Origin of the sequence: Natrononativus amylolyticus (assembly GCF_024362525.1) — an archaeon.
In the GTDB taxonomy this organism is placed as follows: domain Archaea; phylum Halobacteriota; class Halobacteria; order Halobacteriales; family Natrialbaceae; genus Natrononativus; species Natrononativus amylolyticus.
The window spans coordinates 328,153-353,959 of sequence record NZ_CP101459.1; the positions used below are offsets into that span (position 1 = coordinate 328,153).

25 protein-coding genes and 1 pseudogene are annotated in these 25,807 nt (G+C 64.9%); 12 read left to right on the top strand and 14 right to left on the bottom strand.

Annotated elements, in window-relative coordinates; all coding sequences use genetic code 11:
- Positions 1–65: 65 nt before the first annotated feature.
- Complete coding sequence (locus tag NMQ11_RS16865; protein WP_255171519.1) at positions 66–1,178, bottom strand: alpha-amylase family protein; 1,113 nt, start codon at positions 1,176–1,178, stop codon at positions 66–68.
- A gap of 162 nt (positions 1,179–1,340) precedes the next feature.
- On the opposite strand from NMQ11_RS16865, the gene NMQ11_RS16870 reads away from it, so the two are divergent.
- Positions 1,341–1,691 (top strand): hypothetical protein, encoded by a 351-nt coding sequence (locus NMQ11_RS16870; protein WP_255171520.1) that lies wholly within the window; start codon positions 1,341–1,343, stop codon positions 1,689–1,691.
- Between the two features lie 874 nt (positions 1,692–2,565).
- Here the strand turns inward: NMQ11_RS16870 and NMQ11_RS16875 are convergent.
- Positions 2,566–4,185 (bottom strand): sodium/phosphate symporter, encoded by a 1,620-nt coding sequence (locus NMQ11_RS16875; RefSeq protein ID WP_255171521.1) that lies wholly within the window; start codon positions 4,183–4,185, stop codon positions 2,566–2,568.
- 265 nt (positions 4,186–4,450) lie between these two features.
- Between NMQ11_RS16875 and NMQ11_RS16880 the strand changes: the two genes are divergently transcribed.
- Entirely contained in the window at positions 4,451–5,770 is a 1,320-nt protein-coding gene (locus NMQ11_RS16880; protein WP_255171581.1) for an MATE family efflux transporter, read from the top strand.
- 318 nt (positions 5,771–6,088) lie between these two features.
- Here the strand turns inward: NMQ11_RS16880 and NMQ11_RS16885 are convergent, their stop codons facing one another.
- The 3 genes from NMQ11_RS16885 to NMQ11_RS16895 all read right to left on the bottom strand — a co-directional run bounded on the left by NMQ11_RS16885 (position 6,089) and on the right by NMQ11_RS16895 (position 8,201).
- Positions 6,089–6,859: a methyltransferase domain-containing protein gene (locus tag NMQ11_RS16885; RefSeq protein WP_255171522.1), complete on the bottom strand. Its 771-nt coding sequence runs from the start codon at positions 6,857–6,859 to the stop codon at positions 6,089–6,091.
- 11 nt (positions 6,860–6,870) lie between these two features.
- A complete protein-coding gene (locus NMQ11_RS16890; protein WP_255171523.1) occupies positions 6,871–7,287 on the bottom strand; it encodes a carboxymuconolactone decarboxylase family protein in 417 nt (138 codons plus the stop codon).
- 119 nt (positions 7,288–7,406) lie between these two features.
- A complete protein-coding gene (locus tag NMQ11_RS16895; RefSeq protein ID WP_255171524.1) occupies positions 7,407–8,201 on the bottom strand; it encodes a helix-turn-helix transcriptional regulator in 795 nt (264 codons plus the stop codon).
- Positions 8,202–8,410: 209 nt separating this feature from the next.
- Between NMQ11_RS16895 and NMQ11_RS16900 the strand changes: the two genes are divergently transcribed.
- From NMQ11_RS16900 to NMQ11_RS16910, 3 genes are all read left to right on the top strand, one after another.
- Entirely contained in the window at positions 8,411–8,563 is a 153-nt protein-coding gene (locus NMQ11_RS16900) for a hypothetical protein (protein WP_255171525.1), read from the top strand.
- A 239-nt stretch (positions 8,564–8,802) separates the two neighbouring features.
- The gene (locus NMQ11_RS16905; RefSeq protein WP_255171526.1) at positions 8,803–9,729 is read left to right on the top strand and encodes a CPBP family intramembrane glutamic endopeptidase; all 927 of its coding nucleotides are present in this window, start codon (positions 8,803–8,805) and stop codon (positions 9,727–9,729) included.
- Between the two features lie 179 nt (positions 9,730–9,908).
- Positions 9,909–11,060, top strand: coding sequence for an AI-2E family transporter (locus NMQ11_RS16910; protein ID WP_255171527.1), 1,152 nt, complete (start codon positions 9,909–9,911; stop codon positions 11,058–11,060).
- Positions 11,061–11,067: 7 nt separating this feature from the next.
- Here NMQ11_RS16910 and NMQ11_RS16915 read toward each other — a convergent pair whose 3' ends face one another.
- On the bottom strand, positions 11,068–11,382 hold the full coding sequence (locus NMQ11_RS16915) for a hypothetical protein (protein ID WP_255171528.1): 315 nt from the start codon (positions 11,380–11,382) through the stop codon (positions 11,068–11,070).
- Positions 11,383–11,506: 124 nt separating this feature from the next.
- Between NMQ11_RS16915 and NMQ11_RS16920 the strand changes: the two genes are divergently transcribed.
- Entirely contained in the window at positions 11,507–12,748 is a 1,242-nt protein-coding gene (locus NMQ11_RS16920; protein WP_255171529.1) for a sulfite oxidase, read from the top strand.
- Positions 12,749–12,754: 6 nt separating this feature from the next.
- On the opposite strand, the gene NMQ11_RS16925 is transcribed toward NMQ11_RS16920, so the two are convergent.
- On the bottom strand, positions 12,755–12,988 hold the full coding sequence (locus tag NMQ11_RS16925) for a UPF0058 family protein (RefSeq protein ID WP_255171530.1): 234 nt from the start codon (positions 12,986–12,988) through the stop codon (positions 12,755–12,757).
- Between the two features lie 233 nt (positions 12,989–13,221).
- Positions 13,222–13,362, bottom strand: coding sequence for a hypothetical protein (locus NMQ11_RS16930; protein WP_255171531.1), 141 nt, complete (start codon positions 13,360–13,362; stop codon positions 13,222–13,224).
- Positions 13,363–13,502: 140 nt separating this feature from the next.
- On the opposite strand from NMQ11_RS16930, the gene NMQ11_RS16935 reads away from it, so the two are divergent.
- Positions 13,503–13,715 (top strand): hypothetical protein, encoded by a 213-nt coding sequence (locus tag NMQ11_RS16935; protein WP_255171532.1) that lies wholly within the window; start codon positions 13,503–13,505, stop codon positions 13,713–13,715.
- A 17-nt stretch (positions 13,716–13,732) separates the two neighbouring features.
- Here NMQ11_RS16935 and NMQ11_RS16940 read toward each other — a convergent pair whose 3' ends face one another.
- Positions 13,733–14,770, bottom strand: coding sequence for a PAS domain S-box protein (locus tag NMQ11_RS16940; protein WP_255171533.1), 1,038 nt, complete (start codon positions 14,768–14,770; stop codon positions 13,733–13,735).
- 192 nt (positions 14,771–14,962) lie between these two features.
- Here NMQ11_RS16940 and NMQ11_RS16945 point away from each other — a divergent pair.
- Positions 14,963–15,469 (top strand): annotated as a pseudogene (locus NMQ11_RS16945) (RNA-guided endonuclease InsQ/TnpB family protein); the annotation flags it as partial.
- A 130-nt stretch (positions 15,470–15,599) separates the two neighbouring features.
- Here NMQ11_RS16945 and NMQ11_RS16950 read toward each other — a convergent pair.
- From NMQ11_RS16950 to NMQ11_RS16965, 4 genes are all read right to left on the bottom strand, one after another.
- Entirely contained in the window at positions 15,600–18,056 is a 2,457-nt protein-coding gene (locus NMQ11_RS16950; protein ID WP_255171534.1) for a heavy metal translocating P-type ATPase, read from the bottom strand.
- A 5-nt stretch (positions 18,057–18,061) separates the two neighbouring features.
- Positions 18,062–18,868, bottom strand: coding sequence for a sulfite exporter TauE/SafE family protein (locus NMQ11_RS16955; RefSeq protein ID WP_255171535.1), 807 nt, complete (start codon positions 18,866–18,868; stop codon positions 18,062–18,064).
- Between the two features lie 485 nt (positions 18,869–19,353).
- Positions 19,354–21,207, bottom strand: coding sequence for a S9 family peptidase (locus NMQ11_RS16960; RefSeq protein ID WP_255171536.1), 1,854 nt, complete (start codon positions 21,205–21,207; stop codon positions 19,354–19,356).
- A 51-nt stretch (positions 21,208–21,258) separates the two neighbouring features.
- Positions 21,259–21,477: a hypothetical protein gene (locus NMQ11_RS16965; RefSeq protein WP_255171537.1), complete on the bottom strand. Its 219-nt coding sequence runs from the start codon at positions 21,475–21,477 to the stop codon at positions 21,259–21,261.
- Between the two features lie 222 nt (positions 21,478–21,699).
- Here NMQ11_RS16965 and NMQ11_RS16970 point away from each other — a divergent pair, with 222 nt between their 5' ends.
- The 4 genes from NMQ11_RS16970 (at position 21,700) to NMQ11_RS16985 (ending at position 23,994) form a co-directional block, all read left to right on the top strand.
- Entirely contained in the window at positions 21,700–21,978 is a 279-nt protein-coding gene (locus NMQ11_RS16970; protein ID WP_255171538.1) for a PadR family transcriptional regulator, read from the top strand.
- A 103-nt stretch (positions 21,979–22,081) separates the two neighbouring features.
- Positions 22,082–22,735: a DUF3267 domain-containing protein gene (locus tag NMQ11_RS16975; protein ID WP_255171539.1), complete on the top strand. Its 654-nt coding sequence runs from the start codon at positions 22,082–22,084 to the stop codon at positions 22,733–22,735.
- A 105-nt stretch (positions 22,736–22,840) separates the two neighbouring features.
- Complete coding sequence (locus tag NMQ11_RS16980) at positions 22,841–23,197, top strand: SHOCT domain-containing protein (protein WP_255171540.1); 357 nt, start codon at positions 22,841–22,843, stop codon at positions 23,195–23,197.
- Between the two features lie 119 nt (positions 23,198–23,316).
- The gene (locus NMQ11_RS16985) at positions 23,317–23,994 is read left to right on the top strand and encodes a cupredoxin domain-containing protein (protein WP_255171541.1); all 678 of its coding nucleotides are present in this window, start codon (positions 23,317–23,319) and stop codon (positions 23,992–23,994) included.
- Between the two features lie 119 nt (positions 23,995–24,113).
- On the opposite strand, the gene NMQ11_RS16990 is transcribed toward NMQ11_RS16985, so the two are convergent.
- Positions 24,114–25,346 carry a Cdc6/Cdc18 family protein gene (locus NMQ11_RS16990; RefSeq protein WP_255171542.1) on the bottom strand — a complete coding sequence of 411 codons (1,233 nt, stop codon included), beginning with the start codon at positions 25,344–25,346 and terminating at the stop codon, positions 24,114–24,116.
- Between the last annotated feature and the right edge of the window lie 461 nt (positions 25,347–25,807).

Here is a 25,807-nt window from a genome sequence, read left to right on the forward strand (position 1 = left end):
GGTCAGTCCCCCGCAACCGCCGGTCGGTTCGTGGTTGTGCCGGCAAATCGGGACCGCAAACGGGCTCAGGTTCGCTGAGCGGGGCCGCGAGAGTCGAGCCACTCGAGTCGGTCCTCGGGCAACAGCGCGTGATTGTACACAAACACGTCGCCGTCGATCCGCTCGCCGACGTACTCGCGGAGGCGCTTCCACTCCTCGCGGTCGGCGACGACCTCGGGATCGAGCGTGAGACCGACGTCGAGGGGGTGATCCAGCGTTTCCCGGCAAGCCGACAGACGAGCGTCGATTTCGGCCAGATCGGCCGTGTAACAGAGCGCGGTTACGTCGTCGACTGCCGCCTCGAGGGCGGCGGGGGTGACGCCGGCGGGCCAGAGTTCCGAGGGCCCGTAGCCGCCGCCGTCTGCGAGGTAGTACGACAGGCGCGTCTCGCCGCTCGCTGCGGCGAGGTCGTCGAGGAACTCGCCGATGACGGCCGTCCGGAACTCGAAGAGGTCCGCGAGCAGCGGATCGGCGGCGACCAGCTCCGACAGCGCCGGCGCCTCGCCCGCGTCGGCGACGTACTCGTGACAGAGATCGACGACGGCGGTTCGGGCGGCCTCCACGTCGACCGCGCCGCCGGCCGCGCGTCGACAGCCGTCGCAGAAACACTGGGAGACGAGAAACTCGCTCGCTCTGGACCGGATAACGTGGTCTTTGTGGTGGCCGAAGTTCGCGCCGTGATCGTGGAGCACGCTCGGAAACCCGGCCGACTCGAGGTCGATCCGATCGACGCCGGACCGGGCGAGGTTTCGGACGACGCCGGCGAAGTACTCGCGGACCTCCGGGTGAGACGGACAGAGCGCGTGGGAGTGTGCGGTTCCGAAGGCGTCCTCGATCCGGTAGGCCGGCCACTCGCTCGCCAGGCGAGTGCCGTGAAAACAGACGAGCCACGCGTCGACCGCGAGCCCCCGGTCCGTCGCCGTCGCGACCAGGTCGCCGAACGGGGGCGTCCGTCCGTCGAGCGCGTCCGGCGGGTCGATCGGCGTCTCCGCGAAACACGCCTCGTCCGGTTCGAACAGACAGCCGCCCGGAAACGTGACGAACCCGAGGTCGTCGGCTTTCGGGTCGAAGGTTCGCACCGAGTGATAGTGTGCGGCGAGTTTGAGCCGGTCGACGCCGGCAGCGGTCAGGTCGTCCATCGTCGATGCCGGATCGGGAGCGGCGACACTCCACGGATAAGCCCACAAGCCAGTCATTGCGGTCACTTCCGGTGGGGTCGGTAAAGTTCTTTGCACGATTGAGCTCGGATGGCGGTGCCGATGGTTCCGGACACTTATGCCCGCAGCGGCGAACACTCGAGTATGCGCCGATTCGACACGACGTTTACGGATGGGACGTTCTACCTGGAAACGCCGGACGACTGGATCGAGGTCGGCTCCGAGGAGACGCTGCTCGAGTTGCTCGGAGAGACGTACACCATCGAGTACGACGAACAGGAGCGGACGGTGGCGTGGCTCGACACCGACGACGGCGAACTGACGTTCGACGTCCGGGAGACCCTCGAGGAGATGAGCTTTACCGAAGAGTTCGTCGCACAGATCGCCGACTGCGAACTCTCGCGGACGACCGACGACGGCGTCCCGGTTCGAACCGCGGTGTTCGCGGACATGATGCAGACGATCTGGGACTCGAAGGGGAACCTCGAGGACTGAGCGGGTACGTCTGCGGATTCGTGCCGAGAGGCGCCGCCTGCTCGAGGGCGGCTCCGGGAGATCGGCAAACTCGAGCGCGCGCCGAGAGTGAGATGAGAGGAAATATATTTTATCCGAGTTGAGTATTAAAAGACTAGTTTTATTATATAATATTGGTCGGAAACCGAGGAGATCGTATCAAACGACGTAGGCTGCGGAAGAACGAGGATAGACCGCGTAATGACGGCCGTGACGATACCGGCGTAGTTCGGATAGCTGTGCGTCGTCCAGCGGGGCAAAACTAGCCACAGTGGTCAATAGCCGCACAGTCATCGACTCTCGTGTGTGTCAGAGCGGGTGAGTAGTGAATTTGAATATGTCATAATATATAGTAGAGATGTTATCTGATAGTTTAGAGATTTGCCAACCGACCAACGAGAGTGGTACAGAAACACAGTATATTTTATACCAATATTGCACTTAATTAACTGCACAGTTGAACGCACACCTTCATGGCGACGCCGACGGTAGCCGATGGTAGCGGGAGATCAGTCGGAACCCGATCGGGCATCCGGTCCCACCCGACTCCGTACATCCGGACTGCTCCCTGCCACGCCCCGAAAATCCGGTCCGCTGACGACTTCCCCCTCCCCCACCCCGTTCTCGTCGGTGCCGTTCGCCTCGAGTCCTTCCCGGACGAGTCATCGACCCGAGTCAGTTTGGTGTGATCGTTTGAAACAAACGCTTGCAACCAACAGTTGTAACGGACGTGTGAATCCATCCGCTGCGCCGGTGCTCGAGACCGGGCGGTCGATCCGGGGTTCGATCGAGCGGCGACGAGCGAAACCCGACACCGGACGTCGGTTTCGCTCACCCGATCGTGTCCGCCGGCGCACTAGCAGCCGTAACCGCCACGCGGGACGACCATCGTGAGTCGATCCGAGCCGGTCGTCGCGTAGACGGCGTGTCCCTCGAGAGCCGTCGCCTCGTACCGGTCCGTCTCGACGGTGACCGGTTCCGACGGGTACTGCTGGGCGCCGACCGTCTGCCAGGACCGCTGGAAAACGGTCGGACAGGCGAGTGCGCCGTCGCCCTCGAGCCACTCGTACGTCGGACCGGGTGAGGCGTTCGTCCCGTAATAGTTACTGGCCACGCGCGTGAGATGGTCGTCGCTCGTCCACTCGGGCGTCGCGTCGGTCGCGAACGAGAGCGTCTCGAACTCCTCGTGCGTGGTCGTCCCCTGGTAGGCGAGCGCCTCGAGGCCGGCGAACGCGAGCGGCATCGAGACGAGCGCACAGAGACAGAGAAGGACGGGAACTCCGGTGTGGACCCATGGCGCGATCGAGCGCCGACGGCGGACGGCGTACCGGCCGAGTGCGAGTATCGCGAGCCCTGCGAGAACGACCGCTGCGAGGTGGACGAACGTCTGACCGCGGCGGGCGAACAACACGTACTCCGGGGTGAGCCCCGCGGTCACGGCGAAGCCAACCCAGGCGATCGGCGCGGTGAGCAGCCCCACGACGACGAGTCGGTCGCCCGCCGGGCCGACGCCGTACGGGATCGCCCACGCGGCGAGCGCGGCGAGGACAGTGAGCGGAGCGACGTAGAAAAGCAGTGTGGGTGGGACCGACATCGTCCCGGGGAACAGCGAGAGGAGCGCGTCTGCGGCCAGGATCGAGAATCCGGTCGCTCCGACGGCGCCGACGAGGAGCCGGGTGGCCCGACCGCCGGTCGTCGTCAGCCAGCCGACGAACGCGACCAGAACGACTACCCACGCCACGAACAGCCCCGGTTTCGCGGTCAGGTCGCCGGTGTACGGCGGGCGGGTGAGCGCGTAGTACGTCCCGAAATAGAGCCAGAACCCGCCGACTACGACGACGCCGGGGACGACTCGAGTCGGCCGCCGAAACCCGTAGCCCGCGACGACGGCGGTGACCGTCAGCGCCGCGAGCATCGTACTCAGGTGGTGTGTAACGGGCAGGACCGCGAGCGCGACGAGCGTGAGGACGATCCACGCCGGGCGCCGCGTCTCGAGGGCCCGAACCGTCGTGATCGCCAGCACGGCGACCAGCAACAGGCCGAGGACCTCGTAGCTCACGGTGACCGTTCGCCGGAGGTAGACGCCCTCGACGGCGAGGACGACGCCCGCGGTAGTGCCGGCGACGAGAAGCGCGCGCCGGTCAGTCGTGATCGTCGTGCCGAGACGGGTCACGAGCAGGAAGGCGATCAGCGGCGGAACGGCGCCGATGACGGCGATCGTCGGCTGGGCGAGCCAGACCGGATCGACTCCCGTCAGCTGACTCGTCACCGAGAGAAACACGGAGTAGGCGTGGCCATGGGGTGACCCGCTCGGAAGGACGAGGCCGCCGTCAGCCGTGATCTCGCCCGCTCGAGCGGCGAAGACGAAGCCGTCGGGGTTGAACGGATAGCTCGTCCAGTGAAGCGGGAGCAGACGCGCCGCGATAGCGATCGCCAGCACCGCGAACGCGGCGACGCCGTAGCGACGGTCGGTCATCGGCGGCCATCTATGTCGGACTCTCTTAATGACTGTGGTCCGTTCGATCCCGTCGGCACGTCGCGTTGGGCGAGCACACCACGTACGGCGCGGTCGAGGGCCGAAACTCGGGTTCGAGAGACGAGCCGCGAGTCGTTGGCCGGTTCCTGAAGCTACAAATCGCTACTCGAAAAACGGGTTCGCAGTGATCGCGTTACTGCTGGCGATACTCAACGCCCGCATTCGCACGGTGTGGCGCCGCGTCCTCGTGCTCTCCTGGCCGGTGATGGCCGAACAGGTGCTCCGGACGCTGATGCGGACGACCGACATCGTCGTCGCGGGCTTTTTCTCGCCGGCGGCGGTCGCCGCCGTCGGGTTAGCCGACATCTACGGTCGACTTCCCCTGTGGCTCGGCCTCGGCGTCGGCGACGGCGCGATCGCGCTCTCGAGTCAGGACACCGGCAGCGGCGACACCGCAAACCGGAACGAGGCCGTCACCCAGGCGATCCTCCTCGGCCTCCTCGCCGGGATTCCGTTCGTCCTGTTCGGTCTCGTCGGAAGCTTCTGGGCGATCGAGATCCTCGGCGCGGAGAGCGAAACCGTCCGCCTGGGCGGGCTGTACCTGGCGATCATCCTGGTGACGGCGCCGGCGTTCCACGTGACGATGATCGCGGCTCGAGCGATCCAGGGGACCGGTGACACGCGAACGCCCATGTACATCAACGCCGCTGCCAACGTGGTGAACATCGTGTTGACGGTCGGGCTGGCGTTCGGCGTCGGCCCGCTTCCGGAGCTGACGATCGTCGGAATCGCCGTCGCGACCGCCATCGGCGACACGATCGCGGCGGGGACGTTCCTGCTCGTGATCTACAGCCCGTGGAGCGAGCTCAGCTTCGTGCGCCCGACGCGGCTCGTGATCGCCAAACAGCTCGTCGTCGTGAGCGCGCCGCGAGTCGCCGAAGGGGTGACCGAGTTGATCGCCGAGTTCCCGTTCAACGCGATCTTGCTCGCGTTCGGAACCGAGGTCAACGCCGCCTACCACATCGGCAGGCGCGTCTACCAGCAGGTGTCCTCGCCGCTGGCCCGCGGTTACGGCGTCGCCGCGAACATCCTCTCCGGACAGGCCCTCGGACGCGGCCAGGCGGCGGAAGCGTACTACAACGGGCTGGCGGCCGGTGGGCTGGCGGTTCTCACCGTCGGCGGGCTGGGTGCGATCCTGTTCGCGTTCGCCGAGGAGTTCGTCCGACTGTTCACGCGCGATCCGACGACGATCCACTACGCGACGAACTTCGCTCGAGCCTACGCGATCTCGACGGTGCTGATCGCCCTCTACGTCGTACTCGCGGGATCGCTGCGCGGGGGAAGCGAGACGCGACCGCCGTTCGTCGCCAAGGTGACGGGAGCCGTCTGCTTCCTCCTCGGCGTCACGTACGTGTTCGGGGTGCAACTCGAGTACGGCGTCCTCGCGGCGTACGTCGCCATCGTCGCCGACTTCGTCTGGCGAAACGTCGTCGTCGGCGTCGTCTACCTGCGCCGGAACTGGCTGACTCGAGGGACGGCGATGATGCACGACCGGGGCAGTTTCACCACCGACCCCGACGAGTGAACACCGCGTGGCGAACTGCAACACCGGTTCAGCGACCGGACTGACTCGGAACTAAATACGTGTACAGGTGAACGCCAGCGCTGATGGCCGTATCGACGGTAGCGAGAAGTGACAGGAGTCGGCCCGGACGAAGCACACTCTGTGTGAGTGCTCATTGTCCCCTCTCCCAGCACGCTTCCGGCCGGGCCGTTCCTGCTGCGGTGAACAGACAGACGACCGAGACACACCCCCTTCCCCCTACTGTGTTTCTGCGACGCGAACCTCGCCTCTAGCGGTTCGTCACGGCTGAACGCCTGAGTCAACCGGACAGCTGAGTTTTCAGCGGCGGACAGCTGCGAGTGAGATGCTCTTGACACCGTACCGGTGACAGGCGCTCTGGGCTCGATCCGAGGTGAACTCGTACTCAGTGTTCTCGCGGAGCTCCGTGACGTCGAAGCCGGGCGTCTCGATGACGTCGGTGTAGTCGTCGATCTGCATGGCCCCGCCGATACACGCGGCCCAGAGATCCGCGTCGGTTTTGATGCTGTCGGGCATCTGTTCCTCGCTGATGATGTCCGAAACCGCGAGCCGGCCGTTCGGCGCGAGGACGCGGCTAATCTCCTCGAAGACGCGATCCTTCGCGGCGGAGAGGTTGATCACCCCGTTGGACATGACGACGTCGAACGATTCGTCGGCGAACGGCAGTTCTTCGATGTACCCGCGTTCGAAAGCGACCGTCTCCAGTCCCGCCCTGTCGCGGAGTCGGCGCGCCTTCGTGAGCTGTTCGTCGGTCATGTCGAGGCCGGTGACGCGTCCGGATTCGCCCACGTGTAAGGCGGCGACGAAGGCGTCGGTTCCCGATCCGCTCCCGAGGTCGAGGACGGCGTCGCCCGGCTGGAGGTCGGCGAGGTCGACGTGGTAGCCGACGCCGGCGAACGACTCGAGCGCGTCGCCGGGAATCCGGTCGAGGTCGGCCGGCGGGTAGCCGAGTCGTTCGGCTAACGGTCGGCCCATCTCGAAGTGGAACTCGTCGTCGGGTGCGTCGGCGACGTTCCGGTAGATGTCCTTTACTTTGCGCTCCAGTTCCTGCGTGTCGAGTTTCGTTGCCATGGGGTCTCTCCTCAGTCGTCCGCCTGCGCCGCCTGCGTTCGAAGGTGATCGGCGATCTGTGCAGTCTCGTCTCTGAACGTCTCGATGTCGTAGTCCTGAGCCTGGATGAGCGCGCTGTAACGTGGCGTGTAGCTCGCGAGGAACGACAGTTCGGCGAGTTCCTCGTCGGTCGCGCCGTGAAGCTGGGCCGCCCCCCTGTGGAAGTGTCGACAGAACTCACAGCCGATCGCCGCTGCGACCGCGAGTCCAACTAACTCCCGGATCTTCGGATCGAGCTCCGTTTCGCCGAAGAGGAACCGCTTCAGGTTCGGCCACTCGTTCACCAGATCCTGTTCGGGAAGCGCCCCCAGATACCCGGGGAGTATCCCGAACGTGTTTTCGATGTCCGTCACCGTCTCCTCGTACGACTGTGGTTGTTGTGTTGCCATAATAGGACACCAACGTGGCCCCGAATACACGGTATGTTACCAAGCAGCATAGAGTCCCGCGGTGAACGAGGTACACACCGTGAACGAGGTACACACCGTGAACGGTGGGGTGATTGATATCAAGCGGGCAGCGTCTCCGGTGTTATCGCCTCCGCTCGCGTACGGTACCGCCTGAACGTTCGTGCGGCCCAATCGTAGATGACATCGTCTTCGCTCAGCACGATCGCTCGCATTACACCGTCTTCGTCCGTCAGCGAGAGGCCGACGGTCTCATCGGCGATGAAGAACGTAACTGGTGGGTCCGCGCCGTGCGTGTATACGTCGACGCGTGACGCCTCGAGGAGTTCGAGGAACAACGGTGCGACCGCGGGATCGGTCAGGATTCGATCGACGAGATCGCGCGTCAGCACCCCTTCGAAACGTTGTGCGTGGTCGGCAGCCGCATCCCTCGTGGCCTCGATGAACGACGGTGCGGTCTGTGCCGAGAGCACCCGAACGCGCCTGGCCGTCCGAAGGCAGATCGCACTCCGCTGGACGTGAGCCGTGATGTCGTTTCGCGTCGGCACCACGATGGTCGCCTCGCGGAGAGATCGGACGTCGAACGGAACCCGATCGGCCGGAAACCAGGGGACGATGGCGCGAAGGCGACGCTCCTCTGCGATCGTTTCCAGCAATCCGTTAAACTCCTCGCTAACCCACACACCCAGCGGCGTCGCCGCCCAGGTGTGTCCCGATCGTTCGACCCAGTGGCGCGACTCGAGGTCCGAGAGGATGCGCGCAAGCGTCACTCGCGAGAGGTCCAACCGGTCGAGTAGTTCGTCCCGTCGGAGGGACCGCTCGGTGAGCGCCTCGAGGACGGCCACCCTGTTGGCCGAGTTCGCGAGAAACGCTGCATCGTCGAGTGCGCCATTCATGTGTATTGGTACCATTTGACGGGGCAAGAATGCATAGGTTTCGAATACGCGGTCGAGACGTAAGTCGGCCGATTAGGGGAAAATGTGGTCGATGGAGGGAACGGACTCGAGCGGCCTCAGCCGCGTCGGACTCCGACGTTCGCTAGCACAGTTGACAGTCGTAGGAATCGCCTACAAGCATTAAGAGGACTGTAATGGTTTAACACGGCATGAGTTCTCCCGAAGAACAACAGCGGGCACCGGCACTCTGCAAGGAGTGTGACTCAGTGTATACGGTCCGGATTCTGGCCGGTGGTGAGATCGAACCGATCGGGACAACGGCGTGTTCGTGCGGAAGTGAGGAGTTCGAAGTCGTCGACTGAGACGGGTCGTCGTCACCTCGAACCCGTGATTTCCCCCTCGAGACGGAAATCACCGGTACACAACGTCGATCGACCGCGTGGCGCTTCCGTTCTTCGAACGCTCTCGAGCGATATCGTGGGACGTGATATTCTGCCGGTACAGCGACTCGCGTACCGCGATCCCCGACGGACCCGCCGGCCGCCGGAGACCTATCACGTCCAACGTGAATGTTTTTGCCGAACTCCTCCGTTGTAGCGGTATGGTCGAGGAACAGCGCGTAAACACGCGCAAAGTCGGCGAGTTTCTCGCGCTCGCGTTCGGTATCGCCTGGGTCGGTGCGCTCGGCCTGTACGTCTCCGGCGTCGAACTCGGAACGACCCTCGGGACCGTCCTGCTCGTCGTCGTCTTCATGTGGGCGCCCGCGATCAGCGCGATCCTCGTCCAGCTGTGGTACGAGGAGCCGATCAGGGAAGGCGGCGGGCTCGCCGTCGGCCGACTCCGGTGGGTGGCGATCGCGTGGCTCGCGCCCCTCGCACTGGTCGGCGCGACGATCGCCGTCGGCGCCGCCCTTCCGGGCGTCTCGTTTTCGACCGACTACACCGCGTTCTTCCTCGAGCAGGGACTCACCCAGGAGCAGGCCGACGAGTCCCTCGCCGAACTCGAGGCGCTTCCCGTCCCGCCGGTCGTCGTCTTCGTCGCGATGGGGTTAGCCACCGGCCTCACGATCAACGCGCTCGCCGCGTTCGGCGAGGAACTGGGCTGGCGAGGCGTGTTGCTCACGGAGCTCGCCCCGCTCGGCTTCTGGAAGGTGTCCCTGATCACGGGGCTCGCCTGGGGACTGTGGCACGCGCCGATCATCCTGCAGGGACACAACTTCCCCGAGGCGCCGGTCGTCGGCGTCGCGATGATGACCGTCGCGACGATCGTTCTCTCGCCGGTGTACACGTATCTCACTGTTCGCGCGGAGACCGTCCTCGCGGCGACGTTCCTCCACGGCACGTACAACGCACTCGGCGGCCTCGCGCTCATCTATCTCTCGGGGGCCGGGAATCTGGTCATCGCGCCGGTCGGCGTCGCCGGTATCGTCGGCGCGCTTCTCGTCGTGGGTGGCTGTCTCGTCCACGACCGCTACCTAGCCGCCGAGTCGATCACGACCGGCGAGCCGCTGGCGCCGTGGGGCCGTTGATACTGTCGGACAGCACTACTCGAAGATCGATCGATCGAACTCGGCCGTCTCCAGTGGCGACGGCCGACCTATCGCGATCGACTTCTCATTGACTTCTGTCCGACAGTATAAGTGGGCGGTCGGCTCGATACACTCGATCGGTCGGGAGAGTGATATACCGCGAGGGAGAGGTACGAGCCATGGATACCGACCGCACACTCGGCCGTCGCCTCCTCGTCGGTGCGATCGTCGCCGCGCTCTTCCTGCTGGTCGCCTACGTCGCGTTCTCCTTTCTCGCCGTGATCGTCTTCGCGATCTTTCTGTACTACGCGGTTCGACCGATCTACCGCTCGCTCGAGCGCTTCGGCCTCCCGAATCGAGTGCGGGCGGGACTCGCGCTCGTCCTGTTCGGCGTCCCGTTCATCGTCCTCGTGGCCTACACGCTCGTGATCATCGCCCTCGAGACCCAGGCGCTTCTCGAGGCCTACGACGTCCACGCCCAGTTCCTCGAGGGCGTCCTCGCCGAAATCGACGTCACCGCCATCGACCTCGAGGAGATCCAGGAACTCCTGGCCGAGGCGGCGACCCAGGCCTCCATCGGCGTAATGTTGGTGAGCCTCGCGGGGATGATCAACCTCGTGGGGGGCGCGTTCGTTCAGTTGCTCATCCTGATCGTCCTGACCTACTACATGCTGATCGACGGGCCGCGACTCGTCTCCTGGCTGCTGTCGACGTACGACGAGTCGGGCGTGTTGCGATCCTACGCCCGCGCGGTGGACCCGGAGCTCTCGATGACGCTGTTCGGCAACATCGTGAACGTGTTCGTGACGGCGATCGTCGGGGTCATCACGTTCTACACGTACAACGCCTTCGCGCCGGCGCCCGTGGAGGTGCCGTTCCCGGCGCTGATCGGCGCGCTCGCCGGTGTCGGGAGCCTGATCCCGGTCGTCGGCATCAAGCTGGTGTACGTCCCGGTAACGATCCTGCTCGCGGTCAACGCCTGGCTGTCCGGGGATCTCTCCCTGCTCGTCCCCGTCGCCGTGCTGGCCGGCGTGAGCGCCGTCGTCGTCGATTTCATTCCCGACTTCTTCATCCGGGCGCACATCAGCGGCGAGCAGACCCACACCGGGATGTTGCTCGTCTCCTACATCGTCGGCCCGGCCGTCTTCGGCTTTTACGGACTGTTTCTCGCGCCGATCCTGCTCATCCTCGTCATCAACGCCGTTCACGTCCTCGTCCCTTACGCGCTCAACGGCAATCCACCGGGAACCCGACAGGCGAGACTCGAGGAGTACGAATCACCACTCGAGTCGCTCACAGCCGAGCCGTCGGCGAGCGAGGATCCGGACTGAGCACGACCTACGAGTAGCTCAGGCTGTCGAGTTTGTACGTATTGGTCGCGTTCGGACGTGCCGCGACGAGGTACTGGCCGTCGTCCCGCTCCTCGAGGCTGATCCCGACGGAGCCGAGGTTGCCGGGATTGATCGACGCCGGCGGGTTCTGCAGGGTGAAACTGAGCGTTCCGCGGTTCTTCCGGACGCGGTCGGGTTTTTTCGCCTCGGCGTGGATGAGCTCGCCGTTTCGCTTCACGTCGAGCGTGCCCGTGAACTCCCAGGTGTCGTCGTTGTACCGGATGCGTTCACCCTCGAGGTCGGCAGCGTGTATTTCCGCCATCGGTCCTACAACGACGCCCGGCGTATAGTACTCTGCGTGCCGACCGGTCGAGTCGATCATCGAGTGAAACCGGACGGGCCGCGGCGAAGACAACGACTATCCGAAATGGCGTTGTGTGCTAACTATGGGCATTGAGCAGCCGCGGGCGAGTCGACACGACGAGATCGACGCGATAGTGGAGTCGAAGGCGGGCGGCGTGACACCGACGCGCGACGACGCCGACAAGTACACGGTCGTCGGGGCGACCAGCCGTCGCACCTTTTCGAACTGGCTGACGCCGATCGAGGAACACTTCGTCTGCCACCGAAACGACATGCCGGCGATCGACGCCGATTCGTGGACGGTATCGCTCACCGGAGAGTTCGAGGGAGCGCTCTCGATGGCCGCGATCAAACACGAGTACCCCACCGTCGCCGTCGCGCACACGATGGAGTGTGCCGGTAACGGACGGGGCCAGCACCGTCCCGAGACGGGCAGCGTCCAGTGGGGGTTCGAGGCCGCCGGCACCGCCTTCTGGACGGGAACGCCCGTGAGCACGATCCTCCGCGACCACGACGTCGACGCCGCGGCCGGGCGCTGGCTGACCGCGGTCGGCGGGGACCCCTCCGACGGCGACGACGTGTTCGCCCGGTCGATCCCCCTCTCGAAGGCCCTCGACGACTGCATCCTGGCCTACGAGATGAACGGGCAGCCGCTCCCGCGCGAACACGGCTACCCCGTTCGGCTGCTCGTCCCCGGCTGGTACGGCGTCAACAGCGTGAAGTGGCTCGAGGAGCTTCGAGTCATGGATTCGATGGTCGTCGAGGGCGCACTCGAGCGCCCCGGAACCCACGCCGACTGGCAGCAGCGGGCGTATCGCATCCACCCCCGTGGCACCGAGCCAGAGGTCCACGAGACGGTCGAGACGGGCGACACCTGGGAGCAACTCGAGGGCGCCGTCGACTCGCCGTACACGTTCGACTCGAACGTGATGTCCGTGATCGGATCGCCCGACGGCGAGTCGCCGGTCGCACGCTCCGAGAGCGTCGTCGAAGTCCGCGGCGTCGCCTGGGCGGGCGACGACGAGGTCGAGCGCATCGAGGTGTCTACGGACGGCGGAGCGCAGTGGCACGACGCGGAGCTGTACGGCCCGTCGTACGCCGGCGCGTGGCGACTGTTCCGATACGACTGGCGGGCGCAACCGGGCACACACACGCTAGTTTCGCGGGCGACCGACGAACTGGGTCGCCGTCAACCGGCGCGGATATCCGACCCCGACGACTGGCGCGAGGCGCTCGAAACGGACGCGTTCCCGTGGAACGAGGGCGGATACGCCGCGAACGCGTACGAACCCAACCGGGTGGAGGTCGTCGTCCGATCGGAGTAAAGCCGCTCACGTCGCCGGTCGGACGGCGGTCGGCGAGGGCTGGATCACCGCGCGGATGCCCTCGAGCAAGTGAAAGACCGCCCGTTGATGCGCGTCCTTTCTGCGGTGAACGTGCAGCGGTCGAACCGGCTGTTTCTCGTAGGGTTCGAACGTATCGGCCGGGATCTCGTGGTCCGCCTCGAGCTGTTCGCGCACCTCGTGTAACAGCGCGTGGAGGTGAATGAGTTCCTGACTGTCCATGTGGGGCGTTCACGATAGTCAGCCTTACAAATTTATCACGATTCATGATGTATGATTCTGGACCGACGATCGACACAGCACTCACGAACGCGCAAAACCAGCGGGGTTCGGCCAGCGCGTCAGCAACGCCCCAGCGGGTGACGGTTGCCTCCTCCGTCGTCGGTGTCGCTGTCGCGGTCGTGTACGTCCAAGACGGCCCCTCGACGGGCGTCGATCGACGACCGAAAAACGAGTCAGTCCTCGGCTCCGGGATCGCCACCGCGTCGAACGCGGGTTCGGCGGGCGTCGATGATCGCCTGTAACCACTCGATCTCCTCCTGGTTGACGCCGAGTGTGTTCGAACGGGGGCGAGGTGGGAAGTCTTCGTCGGTCATAGCCCACTATTGGTAATCGCCGGCATAAGCATTCTGTTCAGGTGACAGTTAGGTATACAATGTTACACACGTTCCGTTTCGGCAGAACGGTCGCCGGAGGCAACCTTGATGCTGCCCCCTTTCCAATCCGCACGCACGAAATGCCAGAGCGGAACGACGTGACGAAAGTCCTGGCCTCCTGTTCGGACTGCCACTCGGCGTACGCAGCACGGGAGTGGCCCGACGGCGAGGTTCAACTCATCGGACAGGATGCCTGCGAGTGCGGATCGACCGAGTTCGACGTCGTGGAGGGGTCGGACATCGGTGTCGAAGCCGACGACCGAGAGTCCGGGGCCGGCACCGGCGCGGAGTGACACCCGAGGGGTCCTCCTCATCCCCCGACGGTTTCGACGCTCGAGAACTCGAGTCTGGCTCCCCCCTCCCGACTCTCGGTGAGCGTGAGCGTCCAGCCGTAGGTTTCGGCGAGCTGTGAGACGAACGCCAGCCCCAGACCCATCCCTCGCTCACGGGTGGTGTAGCCGGCCTCCAGAACGGTCGGTCGGTCGCATTCGTCGATTCCGACACCCGTGTCTTCGACGTAGAACCCGTCGTCGAGCGCGCCGACGCGGACGGTAACCCGCCCCTCGTTGTGTGTGATCGCGTTCCGAAACAGGTTCTCGAGGACGTGCTCGAGGTGAACCGGGTTGACGCGGATCGCACACGTCGACACGACCTCGAGGGTCCTCCGGTCGGCGTCGACGGTCTCCCAGACGGCGGTGGCGGCAGCGGCCAATTCGACCGGCTCCGCCCCGTTGACGGTATCCCGATCGCGAGCGAGCACCAGCAGGACTTCGATGATCTCGTCCATCCGCTCGAGCGCGGTCGCGACCTGCTCGATCGTCTCGTCGCTCTCACGGTCCAGCGTCGCCAGCGAGGCGGTTGCGACCGAGAGCGGGTTGCGAAGCTCGTGGGCGAGCAGGCTGGCAAACCGATCGAGCTGTTCGTTCTGTCGCTCGAGTTCCCGTTCGATCGCCTTGCGCTTCGAGATGTCGCGGAAGGTGCCGACGAAGTAGCGATCGCCCTCGTGTTCGAAGTCGTTAAGCGAGATGCCGAGCGGGACCTCGTGGCCGTCTTTGTGCAGCCCCGGTAGTTCGACGTACGTCCAGTCGATGTGTTTCTCCCCCGTCTCGAGGTACCGCTGGAGCGCCTCGGCGTGGACGTGCCGGAGCCGCTCGGGGATGATGGTCATCTTCGAACTGTTCGTGAGTTCCTCCGGCGTGTACCCGAGAATGCGCTCGACGGCCGGATTCGCGTACTGGATGACGCTCGAGGCGTCGAGCATGATGATGCCGTCGGAGGACGCCGCTGCGAGCGAGTCGAAGGCGCGGCGGCGTTCACCCTCGCTCGGGGGCTCGTTGGTGGGACTCATAGATTGAGGGTACCGACTACTGCGTCGTGACAGGTCCCGATTCACCACAGTGAGTGATAAACACGCAGCTTTATAATTCAACGATCGAGGACGATTTCGGACTGCGACCTCCGCCAGGCACGGTGAGATCCCGGTGTCAGCAAATTTCGAGGTGGAGCCCCCGACCTCAAGGAGCGAACGAAGTGAGCGAGTAGGTCCGGGAAACGCGAAGAAGCGTGGCGCAAACAGTACATCCACACCGTCGCCAACGAAATCGTCACGGAAGCCGTCGAACACGACTGCGATGTAATCGCGTTCGAGGAGTTGACCGACATTCGAGAGCGACTTCCACACGCGAAGTGGCACCACGTCTGGGCGTTCCGCCGCCTCTTCGAATACGTTGAGTACAAAGCACCGGAGCGTGGCGTCTCCGTGGAACAAGTCGAGCCGAACCACACATCCCAACGCTGTTCTCGGACGGACTGTGGGTTCACACACGACAACAACCGCCACGGAGAACACTTCGAGTGCCAGAAGTGCGGCTACGAGGTGAACGCGGATTACAACGCCGCGAAGAACATCGGGCTACGGTACGCCCGGAAACGGACACACAGACTCCGTTCCTCGCCCACGTCGGGGGACGGAGACGCAGAAGTAGACCTGCGTGTGAATGGTGGGACGTTGAACCGCAACGGCTATCGGCCAACCGCCGACAGCTGATTGTCGGGAGTCCACATCAAAGCCTCATCTGCGAACGGGCCTGCCCGTTCGCATGGTCCGTGGGACCGTCGGTCCCACGCTACCCTCAAGGACCGAGGCGCGTATGCGCCGAGGGAGTAGGGTGGGTAGTTTACTCGTCGAGCAGGGCCCTCGAGGAGTTGGTCACGACCAGAATGCTGCTGGCGCCCATCGCAAGCGCGGCGAACAGCGGGTTGAGCAGGCCGGTGATCGCCAGGGGGATCGCGATGCCGTTGTAGCAGAACGCCCAGCCGATGTTGGTCTTGATGCGCCGGTCGGTCGCCCGCGCGAGCTCGAAGACGGTCGCGACGGAGCCGAGGTCGTCGTCGACCAGGGCGACGTCCGCGGCGTCGACGGCCATCGCGGTCCCGCCGCCGAGTGCGATCCCGAGGTCGGCGGCGGCCAGCGCGGGGGCGTCGTTGGTGCCGTCGCCGACCATGATCGTCTGGCCCGTCCGCTTGAGTCGCTCGACGGTTTCGGCTTTCCCCTCCGGCGGTACGCCGGCGAAGACGCGGTCGACCGACGGGTGCTCGCGGATCTTCGTCGTCGCTCGAGCGTCGTCCCCGGTGAGGACGATCACCTCGGTTCCGGACTCCGAGATCGCCGACAGCGTCTCGTCCCAGCCGTCGCGAAGCCGGTCGCCGACGACGACGACGCCCGCGGCGGCTCCGTCCGCGCCGACGACGACCGGTACCTGACCGGCGTCGCGCTCGGCGTGGACCCGGCGGCTGATCTCGACCGGAACCGTCCAGCCGCGGTCGTCGAAGAGGTTCGGGTGGCCGACGAGGAGCTCGAGGCCGTCGACGACGCCCGAGACGCCGTTTCGGTGGCTCTCGAACCGCTCGATCCGGTCGTCGCCGGCGGCGGAGTCGGGGTCCGCGAGCGCGCCCTCGCCGCCGTCGGTAACCGCCGCGCTTTCGTCCCCGTCGGTTCGTCCCTCGGCGGCGATCGCCGTCCCGATCGGGTGTGCAGAGCGCCCTTCGAGCACCGCCGCTTTCTCGAGTAAGTCGGCGTCGAGGTCGGCGTCGACGACGGCCATATCGCCCGTCGTCAGCGTCCCCGTCTTGTCGAAGACGACGGTGTCGGCGGTGCGGATGCGTTCGAAGACGCTGTCGTCGAAGACGACGATCGAGCGCTCGAGGGCGTCTCGAATCCCCGCCGCGACCGCGAGCGGCGTCGCCAGTCCGAGCGCGCAGGGACAGGAGACGATCAGGACGGTCAGTCCGACCAGTAGCGCCACAGAGAGGCTCGCGCCGAAGACGAGGTAGAGCGCGGTGACGACGGTCGCGAGCACGAGCACCAGCGGGACGAAGATCGTCGCCAGGCGGTCCGCGAGCTTCTGGATGCCGTGGGCACCGCTCTGGAAGTCCCAGACGAGTTCGGTGATCCGGTCGAGGGTGCTCGTCGCGTCGGTGCTGACGCGGACGGTGATCGCCCCGTCGGAGACCAACGAGCCGCCGACGACGTCGTCGCCAGCCGATTTCGTGGTGGGAAGTGACTCGCCGGTGACGACGGCCTCGTCGATCGCCGCCTCGCCGTCGACGATCCTGCCGTCGATCGGGATTCGTTCGCCCGCGCGGACGAGCAGTCGGTCGCCCGGCGCCAGTTCCTCGACGGAGACGTCTTCGGTGTCACCGCCCTCGAGGAGGCGGCGCGCTTCGTCGACCTGGACCGTGGTGAGATCGGAGAGCCGCTCGGTGGCGGCCCGTTTCAGCGAGGACTCGTAGTAGCTGCCGACGGTGACGATGACGATGATGGCGACGGTGACGTCGTAGTAGATGTGATCGCCGCCGACGATGATCGAGAGCGTGCTGTAGAGCCACGCGCTGCCGGCCGCGATGGTGACGAGCAGGTCCATGTTCGGCGAGCGCGTCCGCACGCTGACGTACGCGCCCTGGAGGATCGGTTTCCCGGTCACAGCCAGGACGATGGTGGTCAGCACGCCGATACCGATGTAAAACGGGGTCGCGATCGCACTCGAGAGCGCCTGCGTGAAGAACTCCGTCGTCCGCTCGTCGTAGAACAGCCCGCCGAAGTAGGTAGGGTAGATGATGACGATGTACTGGAACATCACCATCATCCCCATGAGAACGCCGACGGCGATCCGCCCCATCTCCCAGTTGTCGGCCTGGCGTCGACGGAACGTGTCGTCGCGGTCGTAGGCGGAGTACCCCAGTTTGCTGATGACCTCCTTCAGGTCGTCTGCGGTGACGCGGTCGGGATCGTGGTCGATCCGAGCCGTGTCGGTGACGTAGCTCGAACTCGCGTTGCTGACGCCGTCGGTCGCGCTCGCCACCGACTCGATGAACGCCTCGCAGGTCGCACAGTACATCCCGTCGACCTCGAGGAACGTCGTCTCGTGATCCGGCGGGCAGACCCGCTTGTCCTCGGAAGCGTCCCTGGCCTGCCGGACGTCTTCGGCCGTCACGTCGTCGACGTCGCCGAGGACGTCGTACACCTCCCGACAGCCGACACAGCAGAACGCCTCGCCGTCGGCGACGACGCCGCTGTTCTCGACGGGCAGGTCACAGAGCGTGCAGGTTCGGTCGGTGGGATGAGAGGACGTCATGCGTATCAGTGGTGATCGTGTGCCCCCGGTGCGTCGATGCCGTCGTAGAACGGGAGCTCGGGGTGTGGAAGGTGGATTCCGAGACTCATCAGCCCGTGTGCGAACAGCACGTAGCCCAGGACGATGAACACCGCGCCCAGGAGCCGGTGAACGCGCCGGCGGTGAACCGCGTCGACGGCGTCGATGACGGTTCCGTAGGCGAACACGGCGGGGATCGTTCCGAGGCCGAGCGCGCCGAGGGCGATCGCACCGCCCGCGGGCGACCCCGTCGCGAACGCGTACAGAAACGCCGGGTACAGGATCGGGCAGGGGAACAGCCCGTGGATCGCTCCCAGACCCATGATTCCGGGGCTGTTCACGAGGCGGTCGATGCGGGCCGCGAGCCAGGTCGTCAGACGCTGGAGGCCGGGCAGGCGGACCTCCGCGCCGGTCCGCCCCGCCAGGTAGTAGGCGCCGGTCGCGATGACCAGCCCGCCCACGACCAGCCCGACGCCGCCGCGAACCGCCTCGAGAACGGGCGTCAACGACGCCGTGGTGACGAAGAGCAGCCCGCCGATGGCGCCGAAGATTCCGCCCAGCAGCGCGTAGCTGATCGTCCGGCCAAGGTTGAACAGCGTGTGCTGGCGGACCTCGTACAGCGTCAGGTGGGCGTCGCGACCCCCGCCGGCCGGCGTACCCGACTGACTCGAGCCCATGCGCTCGGCGTACACCGTGACGAGGGGGCCACACATCCCGATGCAGTGGGCCCCGCCGAGGAGCCCGATCAGCAGGAACAACAGGACGTCGACGCCGAAGAACGTGCTCAGTGCCATCGGAACACCACCCTCCCAGACGGTCGTTCGATCGCGTCACCACTCGCGAGACCCGGGACCGCCCCGGTCGCACGGCGCTCGAGTGGTGGGTTCATAGGAGAGGCTCGGGGCTCAGAGTTGTTACGAGTTCTGGTGTGCGATTCGGATTCGACTCCGTGACCGAGGAGGACGGGTACTCGAATCGGCAGGCAACGACCGCTCGCCGTCGCTCGTAACCGGCCCGCGGCCGCGGTTCGGAGAGCGGTCCCGGACCGGGGGAGATGTAGCACGCTATAAACAATTATATTCGACTTCGTGATACGAGGGCAGTGGGCCGGGCAGTAGGTGGTTGAATGGTATCCCGGCCCATCAGAACCTCGCGATTTGATCCAGTTAAACGCATCCCTTCTCAGTTCGAGTGTCAGGGAACGATATCGTCAGAGAACCACGTTCCCGCGAAAGGGTCGCACAGGAGCCGGTTATCGGCCGTCCAATTGGAATCGAGTTCAGACGTGTTCGTCGAGGAACGCGGCGATCCGCTCGAACTGCTCGATTCGGTTCTCGAGTTTGGTCGTGTGGTGACCCTCGTCGTCGAAGATGCACGTTTCGACGGGAACGCCCTGTTCCTCGACGGCCGCGGCGATCTGTTCGGCCTCGCCGACCGGGACGCGGGGGTCGTTCGCGCCGTGTTGAACGAACAACGGACACTCGATTCGATCGGCCTCGTGGATCGGCGAGATCGACTCGAGGAACGCCCGATCCGTCTCGAGGGAGCCGTACTCGGCCTCCCGGTGTGAGCGGCGGTAGTCGCCGGTGTTCTCGAGGAACGTGATCCAGTCGGCGATGCCGACGAAATCGACGGCCGCCGCCCACAGCTCGGGGTACTCGGTGATACAGGCGAGTACCATGAACCCGCCGTAAGACCGCCCGTAGGCGACGATCCGGTCGGGGTCGACCGACGGATGGTCCCGGAGCCACTCGACGCCGGAAGCGACGTCTCGCACCGAATCCATACGCTTTTCGACGTCGTCGAGAGCCGCGTATTCGGCGCCGTACCCCGACGAACCGCGGACGTTGGGTTCGAACAGCGCGTAGCCGGAATCGAGGAAGTACTGGCGGATAGGACGGTTTCGCCAGGAGGGGCGCCGCTGGGCGTGGGGGCCGCCGTGGATGTCCACGATCACGGGAACCCGCTCGCCGTCCGCGGTATCCGTCGGAAGGGAGAAAAACGCCGGGATCGTCCGTCCGTCGAACGTCTCGTACCCGACCAGTTCGGGAACGTGGTAGCGCTCGAGCGACACGCCGCCCGAGGAGGGAACCGTCCAGCGGTCGGCCGTCGGCCCCTCGTCGGCGTCGACGGCCGTCAGGTCGACGACGTAGACGGAGTAGTTCAGGTTCGTCGACGAGACGGTCATCGCCGCACGCTCGCCGTCGGGACCGATCGTCAGGTCGGAGACGACCCCGCGCGGGACCTCGACCGGTTCGGCCTCGATCTCGGTCGGACCGGTGAGCCGACCGACGAGGAGGGTGGAGTAGCCGTCGACGTTTCGCGTGTACGCAAGCCGTCCCGTTGTCGAGTCGAGCGCGAAGCCGTCGACGCTCCAGTCCGCGGGCGCGTCCCTGCTGCCGGCTGGGCCCTCGTCGCCGGTGATGCGAACCGGATCGACGGCGCGGGTCTCGATATCGATCCGGACGAGTTCCATCGTGTCGCCGTGGACGTCGCTCGTACAGTACAGGGCGTCGCCGTCCGGGCCAAAGGTCGGAAAGCCGTAGCGAGCCGCTCGCTCGTGTGACGTAACGCGTCGCCGGTCACCGGAGTCGACGTCGACGACGCAGAGGTCGACGTCGGCACTCGCGTGGGCCGTCGTGAGCGCGAGTCGATCACCCGAGGAATCCCAGGCGGCGACGGCGATTCTGCCGTCCCCTTCACAGACCAGCGACGGATCGCCGCCTGCAGCGTCCATGACGTACACGTCGAAGCTCGCCGGATCGCGGCGGTTTGCCGAGAACGCGATCCGCTCGCCGCCGGGGCTCCACCCGCCCCAGGAGTGAATCGCATCGGGGCGATCGGTGAGCCGAGCGATCGTCCCATCCGCGAGGTCGAGACGGAATAGCTGGTCGTGTTCGTCGGCTCCGGCGTCCTTCCCGAACGCGAGGGCGTCGCCCGCGGGCGACCAGGAGACGACCGAGACGCGCTCGTCGTAGACGGTGTGCTGGGTCGGCCACTCGCCGGGTCGCTCGAGCGTCCAGACCTGCATCGTTCCCGTCGTATCCGCCAGATACGCCAGCGTTCCGTCGGGCGCGAGCGTCGGTTCGCGCGTTCCGCGGGCGCTCAGATAGCGCCGTACGTCCCGTGCCATACTGGGTTCCCGAACCCCACCCGTTTGTACGTACGGGTATCGGAAGCGAGGTCACTCCGTGCGACAGGCGGAACAGCCGCCTCGAGACCGGAGGATCGCACCGGCGACGACGATCGCCAGCACCGTTGCGACCATCTGGACGATGCCGCCTCCCGCACTGCCGGCGGCGACACCGCCCGCGACGGCGACCGTTCCGGTGCCGACACAGCAGAGGCTCGCCAGCCCCGCGAGACCGATCAGCGGGCGTCGTGACGCCGTCTCCGAGTTCACTACGCCGACGAACGACCGCGACCCGTATATGCAGCGAGGTTTTTCGAGCATCTGGCAGGGATCTGAGTCGACCAGTAACGAGTTCACGAGAACCCGGTTGAAAGGAGAGAGTGGACGAATCGAGCTCCAGGGGCGCCGTGTCGCCTCAAATACAAAAGTAGCGGATAGAACGAACACAACAGGTTAATTTATAACATATTGTCTGTATTGTAAACACATTCAATGTTCGACCTGACCGGATTCCAGCGCGACCTGTTGTACGTAACCGCGGGCCTCGAGGAACCGCACGGCCTCGCGATCCAGGAGGAACTCGAGGACTACTACGGGAAGGCGATTCACCACGGTCGCCTCTACCCCAACCTCGATACCCTCGTCGAGAAGGGGCTCATCGACAAGGGCGTAAAGGACAAGCGGACGAACATCTACAGCGTCACCCGCCGCGGACGGCGCGAGCTCGAGGACCGACGCGAGTGGGAAGATCGGTACGTCGACGACCTGTAGCGGCGTCTGCCCGTTGGGTCGTTGATCGACATCACCCGATATCGGTTCGATCCGAGACGAGCGAAGGGGTGCGTACTTGTATCGGCGAGCGGTTGGACTGCCCATGTCCGAAAGCGCCGTCTCGAGGGTCGACACGACGGAACCGTCCGAAACGCCCCCGGAGCCGGAGGGGTACGCTGCGCCCTCCGAGTTCTCGTACCCGACGGTCGTACTGGTGGTCGGTGCGGGCCTGTTGGGCGTCGCGTCGACGGTCGCGTTGGTCGTACTCCTCTCGGCGGTTCACGGCCCGGAAGCGTTCGCGAGCGTGTACGAAATGACCACCGACGGGGACACGATGACGTTCGCGATGGATCTGACTGCGATCATCGTCCCCTTTGTCGTCGCGCTGGTCGTGACGACGGTCGTCCACGAGGCGCTCCACGGCGCGGCGTTCGCTCACTACGGCTACGACGTGAGCTACGGCGTCATCCCGTCGATGGGGGCGTTCTACACCGCCGTCTTCGGTCAGTTCCAGAAGCGCGAAGAACTACTCCGCGTCGGCCTCGCACCGCTCGTCGTCATCACGGCCGTCTGCGTTCCGCTACTGGCCGTCCCGGTTCCGGTCGTCGCGATCACGGCGGCGTTCGTACTGATTCTGAACACCTCGGGTGCGATCGGCGACCTGTACGCGACGTGGCGGCTCGCCCGTATGCCGCCGGGGACGCTCATGTACGACGTCGACATCCGCCACTCGTACGTGTACGAACCCCTCGAGTAGTAGCCAGTCGGCCGCGAGCAATCGATCGACACGCCGCATCGCGCGGAGTCAACGCGTTTCTCGAGCCGGAGAGAGTTTTATGTCCGATTCCGGCGAACCATCACTATGTCCACGGAAGACGCGGTCGTTCGAACGGTCTTGATCGTCGTCGCCGTAATCCTGCTCCTTCCGCTCCTGATGATGCTGTTCATGCTGCCGATGCTGGGGGTGTTCGGATGGGGGCACATGTGGAACGGGGGGACGCCCAACGGAATGGGTGGGTGGTGGCTACTGCTGGTACTCTGGCTGCTTACGCTCGCGGTGCTTCTGGGCGGAGGGTACGCCCTGTATCGCTCGAGTGCCGGTCGACCTGATCGGGAAGGGGATCCGGCGCTCGAGGAGTTGCGGCTCGCGTACGCCCGCGGCGACCTTTCGGACGAGGAGTTCGACGAACGACGGGCCAGACTCGAACGGGACCGATGACCGAACGACGGTCCCCGAGGACCGACGGCCACGACGGAAGTGAAATCTGGCGTTACTGTCGCGCGAGAGCGACAGTATGGACTACTTACCCTTGGTGATGCCGGTGCTCGAGTCGGTTCATGGAAGACCCAGACTCGAGCGACAGGCGGCGAACGTTGCGACTTCTCGCCGGCGTACCGGCCGGATTCCTGATCGCGGGCTGTCTCGATAGCCCGCCGGCATCGCGTGATCGAAACGACGACAGCGAGCACGAACCGAACGAGAGCCGAGACGGGATGGAAAGTAACGGTAGCGGCGAAGACGACGCGGATCCCGACACTGACGGTGAAGACACGAACGCCGAGACTGACGGGGACACGAACGCCGACACCGGTAGCGAGGAAGGTGACGAGGGGAGCGACGGCGAGAGCGGAGCCGGCGAGGACGACCGAGAAGAAACGCAGACGGACCCCGAGCGGTGGGCGGACGTCGACGAGATCGTTTTAAGCGCCACCACCGCTGGCTTCGAGGGCGTCGAACCCGCGTTCATCGACGGCGTCGAGAATCCGACGCTCGTGTTGACCGCCGGCAAGTCGTACGTCATCACCTGGAAGAACGCCGACGGACGGCCGCACAACATCGAACTCTGGGACGAACGCGAGGCGGTCGTCGACGGGTACGAAACCGAGCTACTGGAAGAAGACGGCGAAAGCCAGTCGCTCGAGTTCGAGGCCAAGACGGAAATGGTCGAGTACGCCTGCCGGTTGCACGTCGACTGGGGAAAACGGGGTGATATCGAAATTCTCGACGGCTACTGACTGCGTTCGGGATTTTGGACGCTGCTGACTGAATCCGAGGCTGGGCTGTCTCCACTTTCGAACGCCGCTACTCGCTGGTAGCTTCGAGCACCGCTACTCGCCGGTGTCCTCGAGCACCGCTACTCGCTGGTATCTTCGAGCACTGACAGCCGAGAGTCGCGGAGCAGAACCTTCTTGACGATCTCCGGGTTCTCGAGCAAGCGGTGTTTGGCGTGGGCGCCGCGGCCGCGGCCGCGGCCCTCGCGTTCGGACTGGATCACGTTGAGGAAGTTTTGCTCCTGGAGGATCTCCTGGACACGTCGTTCGGACAGCGGCTCGAGGTCGAGTCGACGAGCGACCTGCTTGTACTGGTTGTAGATGATCTTCGTCGGGAACTCCTCGCTGGAGCTGTTTTCGGTCAACAGAGTCAGCGCGTACAGGATCGCCTTCGCCTGCTGGGGAGAGCCCTCGATGAGTTCGCTGAACCGGTCGGCCTCGGTTTTCTCTTTCGCCGAGCGGACGTGCGCTTCGGTCACCTGGGCGTCGTTTTGCTTCTTCGCGAGCCGCCCGGCGTTCCGGAGGATGTCAATCGCCTTCCGGGCGTCGCCGTGCTCCTGGGCGGCTAGCGCCGACGTGAGCGGGATCACGTCGTCCGTGAGCACGCCCTCGTGGAACGCGTCGCGTCGTTTCTCGAGGATGTCGACCAGCTGGTTCGCGTCGTACGGCGGGAAGACCAGTTCGTCGCGCGAGAGGCTGGATTTGACCCGCTCGGAGAGGTGATCGGGAAAGTCGATCTTGTTCGAGATGCCGATGATCCCGATGCTCGAACTCGAGATCCGTCGGTTTTCACCCGCACGGGAGAGTTTTCTGAGAACCTCGTCGTCCTCGAGCATGTCGATTTCGTCGAGGATGATGATCGTGACGTCCGTACAGTGATCGACGCTCTGCCAGAGGCGCTTGTAGTAATCGCCAGTGCCGAGCCCGCGATCCGGAATGGTCACGCCGCTCCTGTCGGGTTCGTTGACGATCTGGGCGATCGTCTTCACGATGGCGGCCTCGGTGTTCTGTTCGCCACAGTCGATGAACGCGTACTTGATCGTGATGCCGTCCCGTTTCCCCTCGGAGATGACTCGCTGCGTGATCGACCGCGAGATGAGCGACTTTCCGGTCCCGGTTTTGCCGAAGATGAAGAGGTGAGCGGGCTCACTCCCGAAGATAGCGGGGTTGAGTGCGTCGGCGACGCGCTGCATCTGCTCGTCGCGGCCGACGATTCGATCGGGTCCCGGAAGGTGGGTAATCTCGAGCAACCGCTCGTCCGCGAAGATCGGATCGTCGTACCGAAAGAGCGGATCGCGGTCGTCCTCAGTAGACATGGTGATACCAGAGCCATTTCAACTCGACTGAAATAAAGCTATGGGGGGTGGCTCGCGGATGTAAAATCCGAGTTACGTCGCCCCGGGATGTACTGTACACCGGAATTGGCTGAGATGTGCGAAAACAGTAGCCTCGCGGGTCTAGTTACAGTCGAAGCGGTGTTTCCGACACCCCTATCGCGGATGTAACCTCGACCGGGGAACGTCTGATGCCAGGGTCTTCGAGCGAGAGGAACGGAGAATCGGAATCGGAATCGGTTCGACCGGTCGGAAAAGACACACACCTCCGTCGCGGATGTAACGGTCAATAGGGTGGGGAGGATGAGGTCGAAGTTCCGATATTGCCGGTAAAGCAGACCGAAGACAACGATATTACAAGCGCGAACCCGGTGTGTTCCTCCTCTAGACCCCCGTACCTAGATCCCGTTACAAACGCGACGGGGGTGTCTCCGTCCCAATCC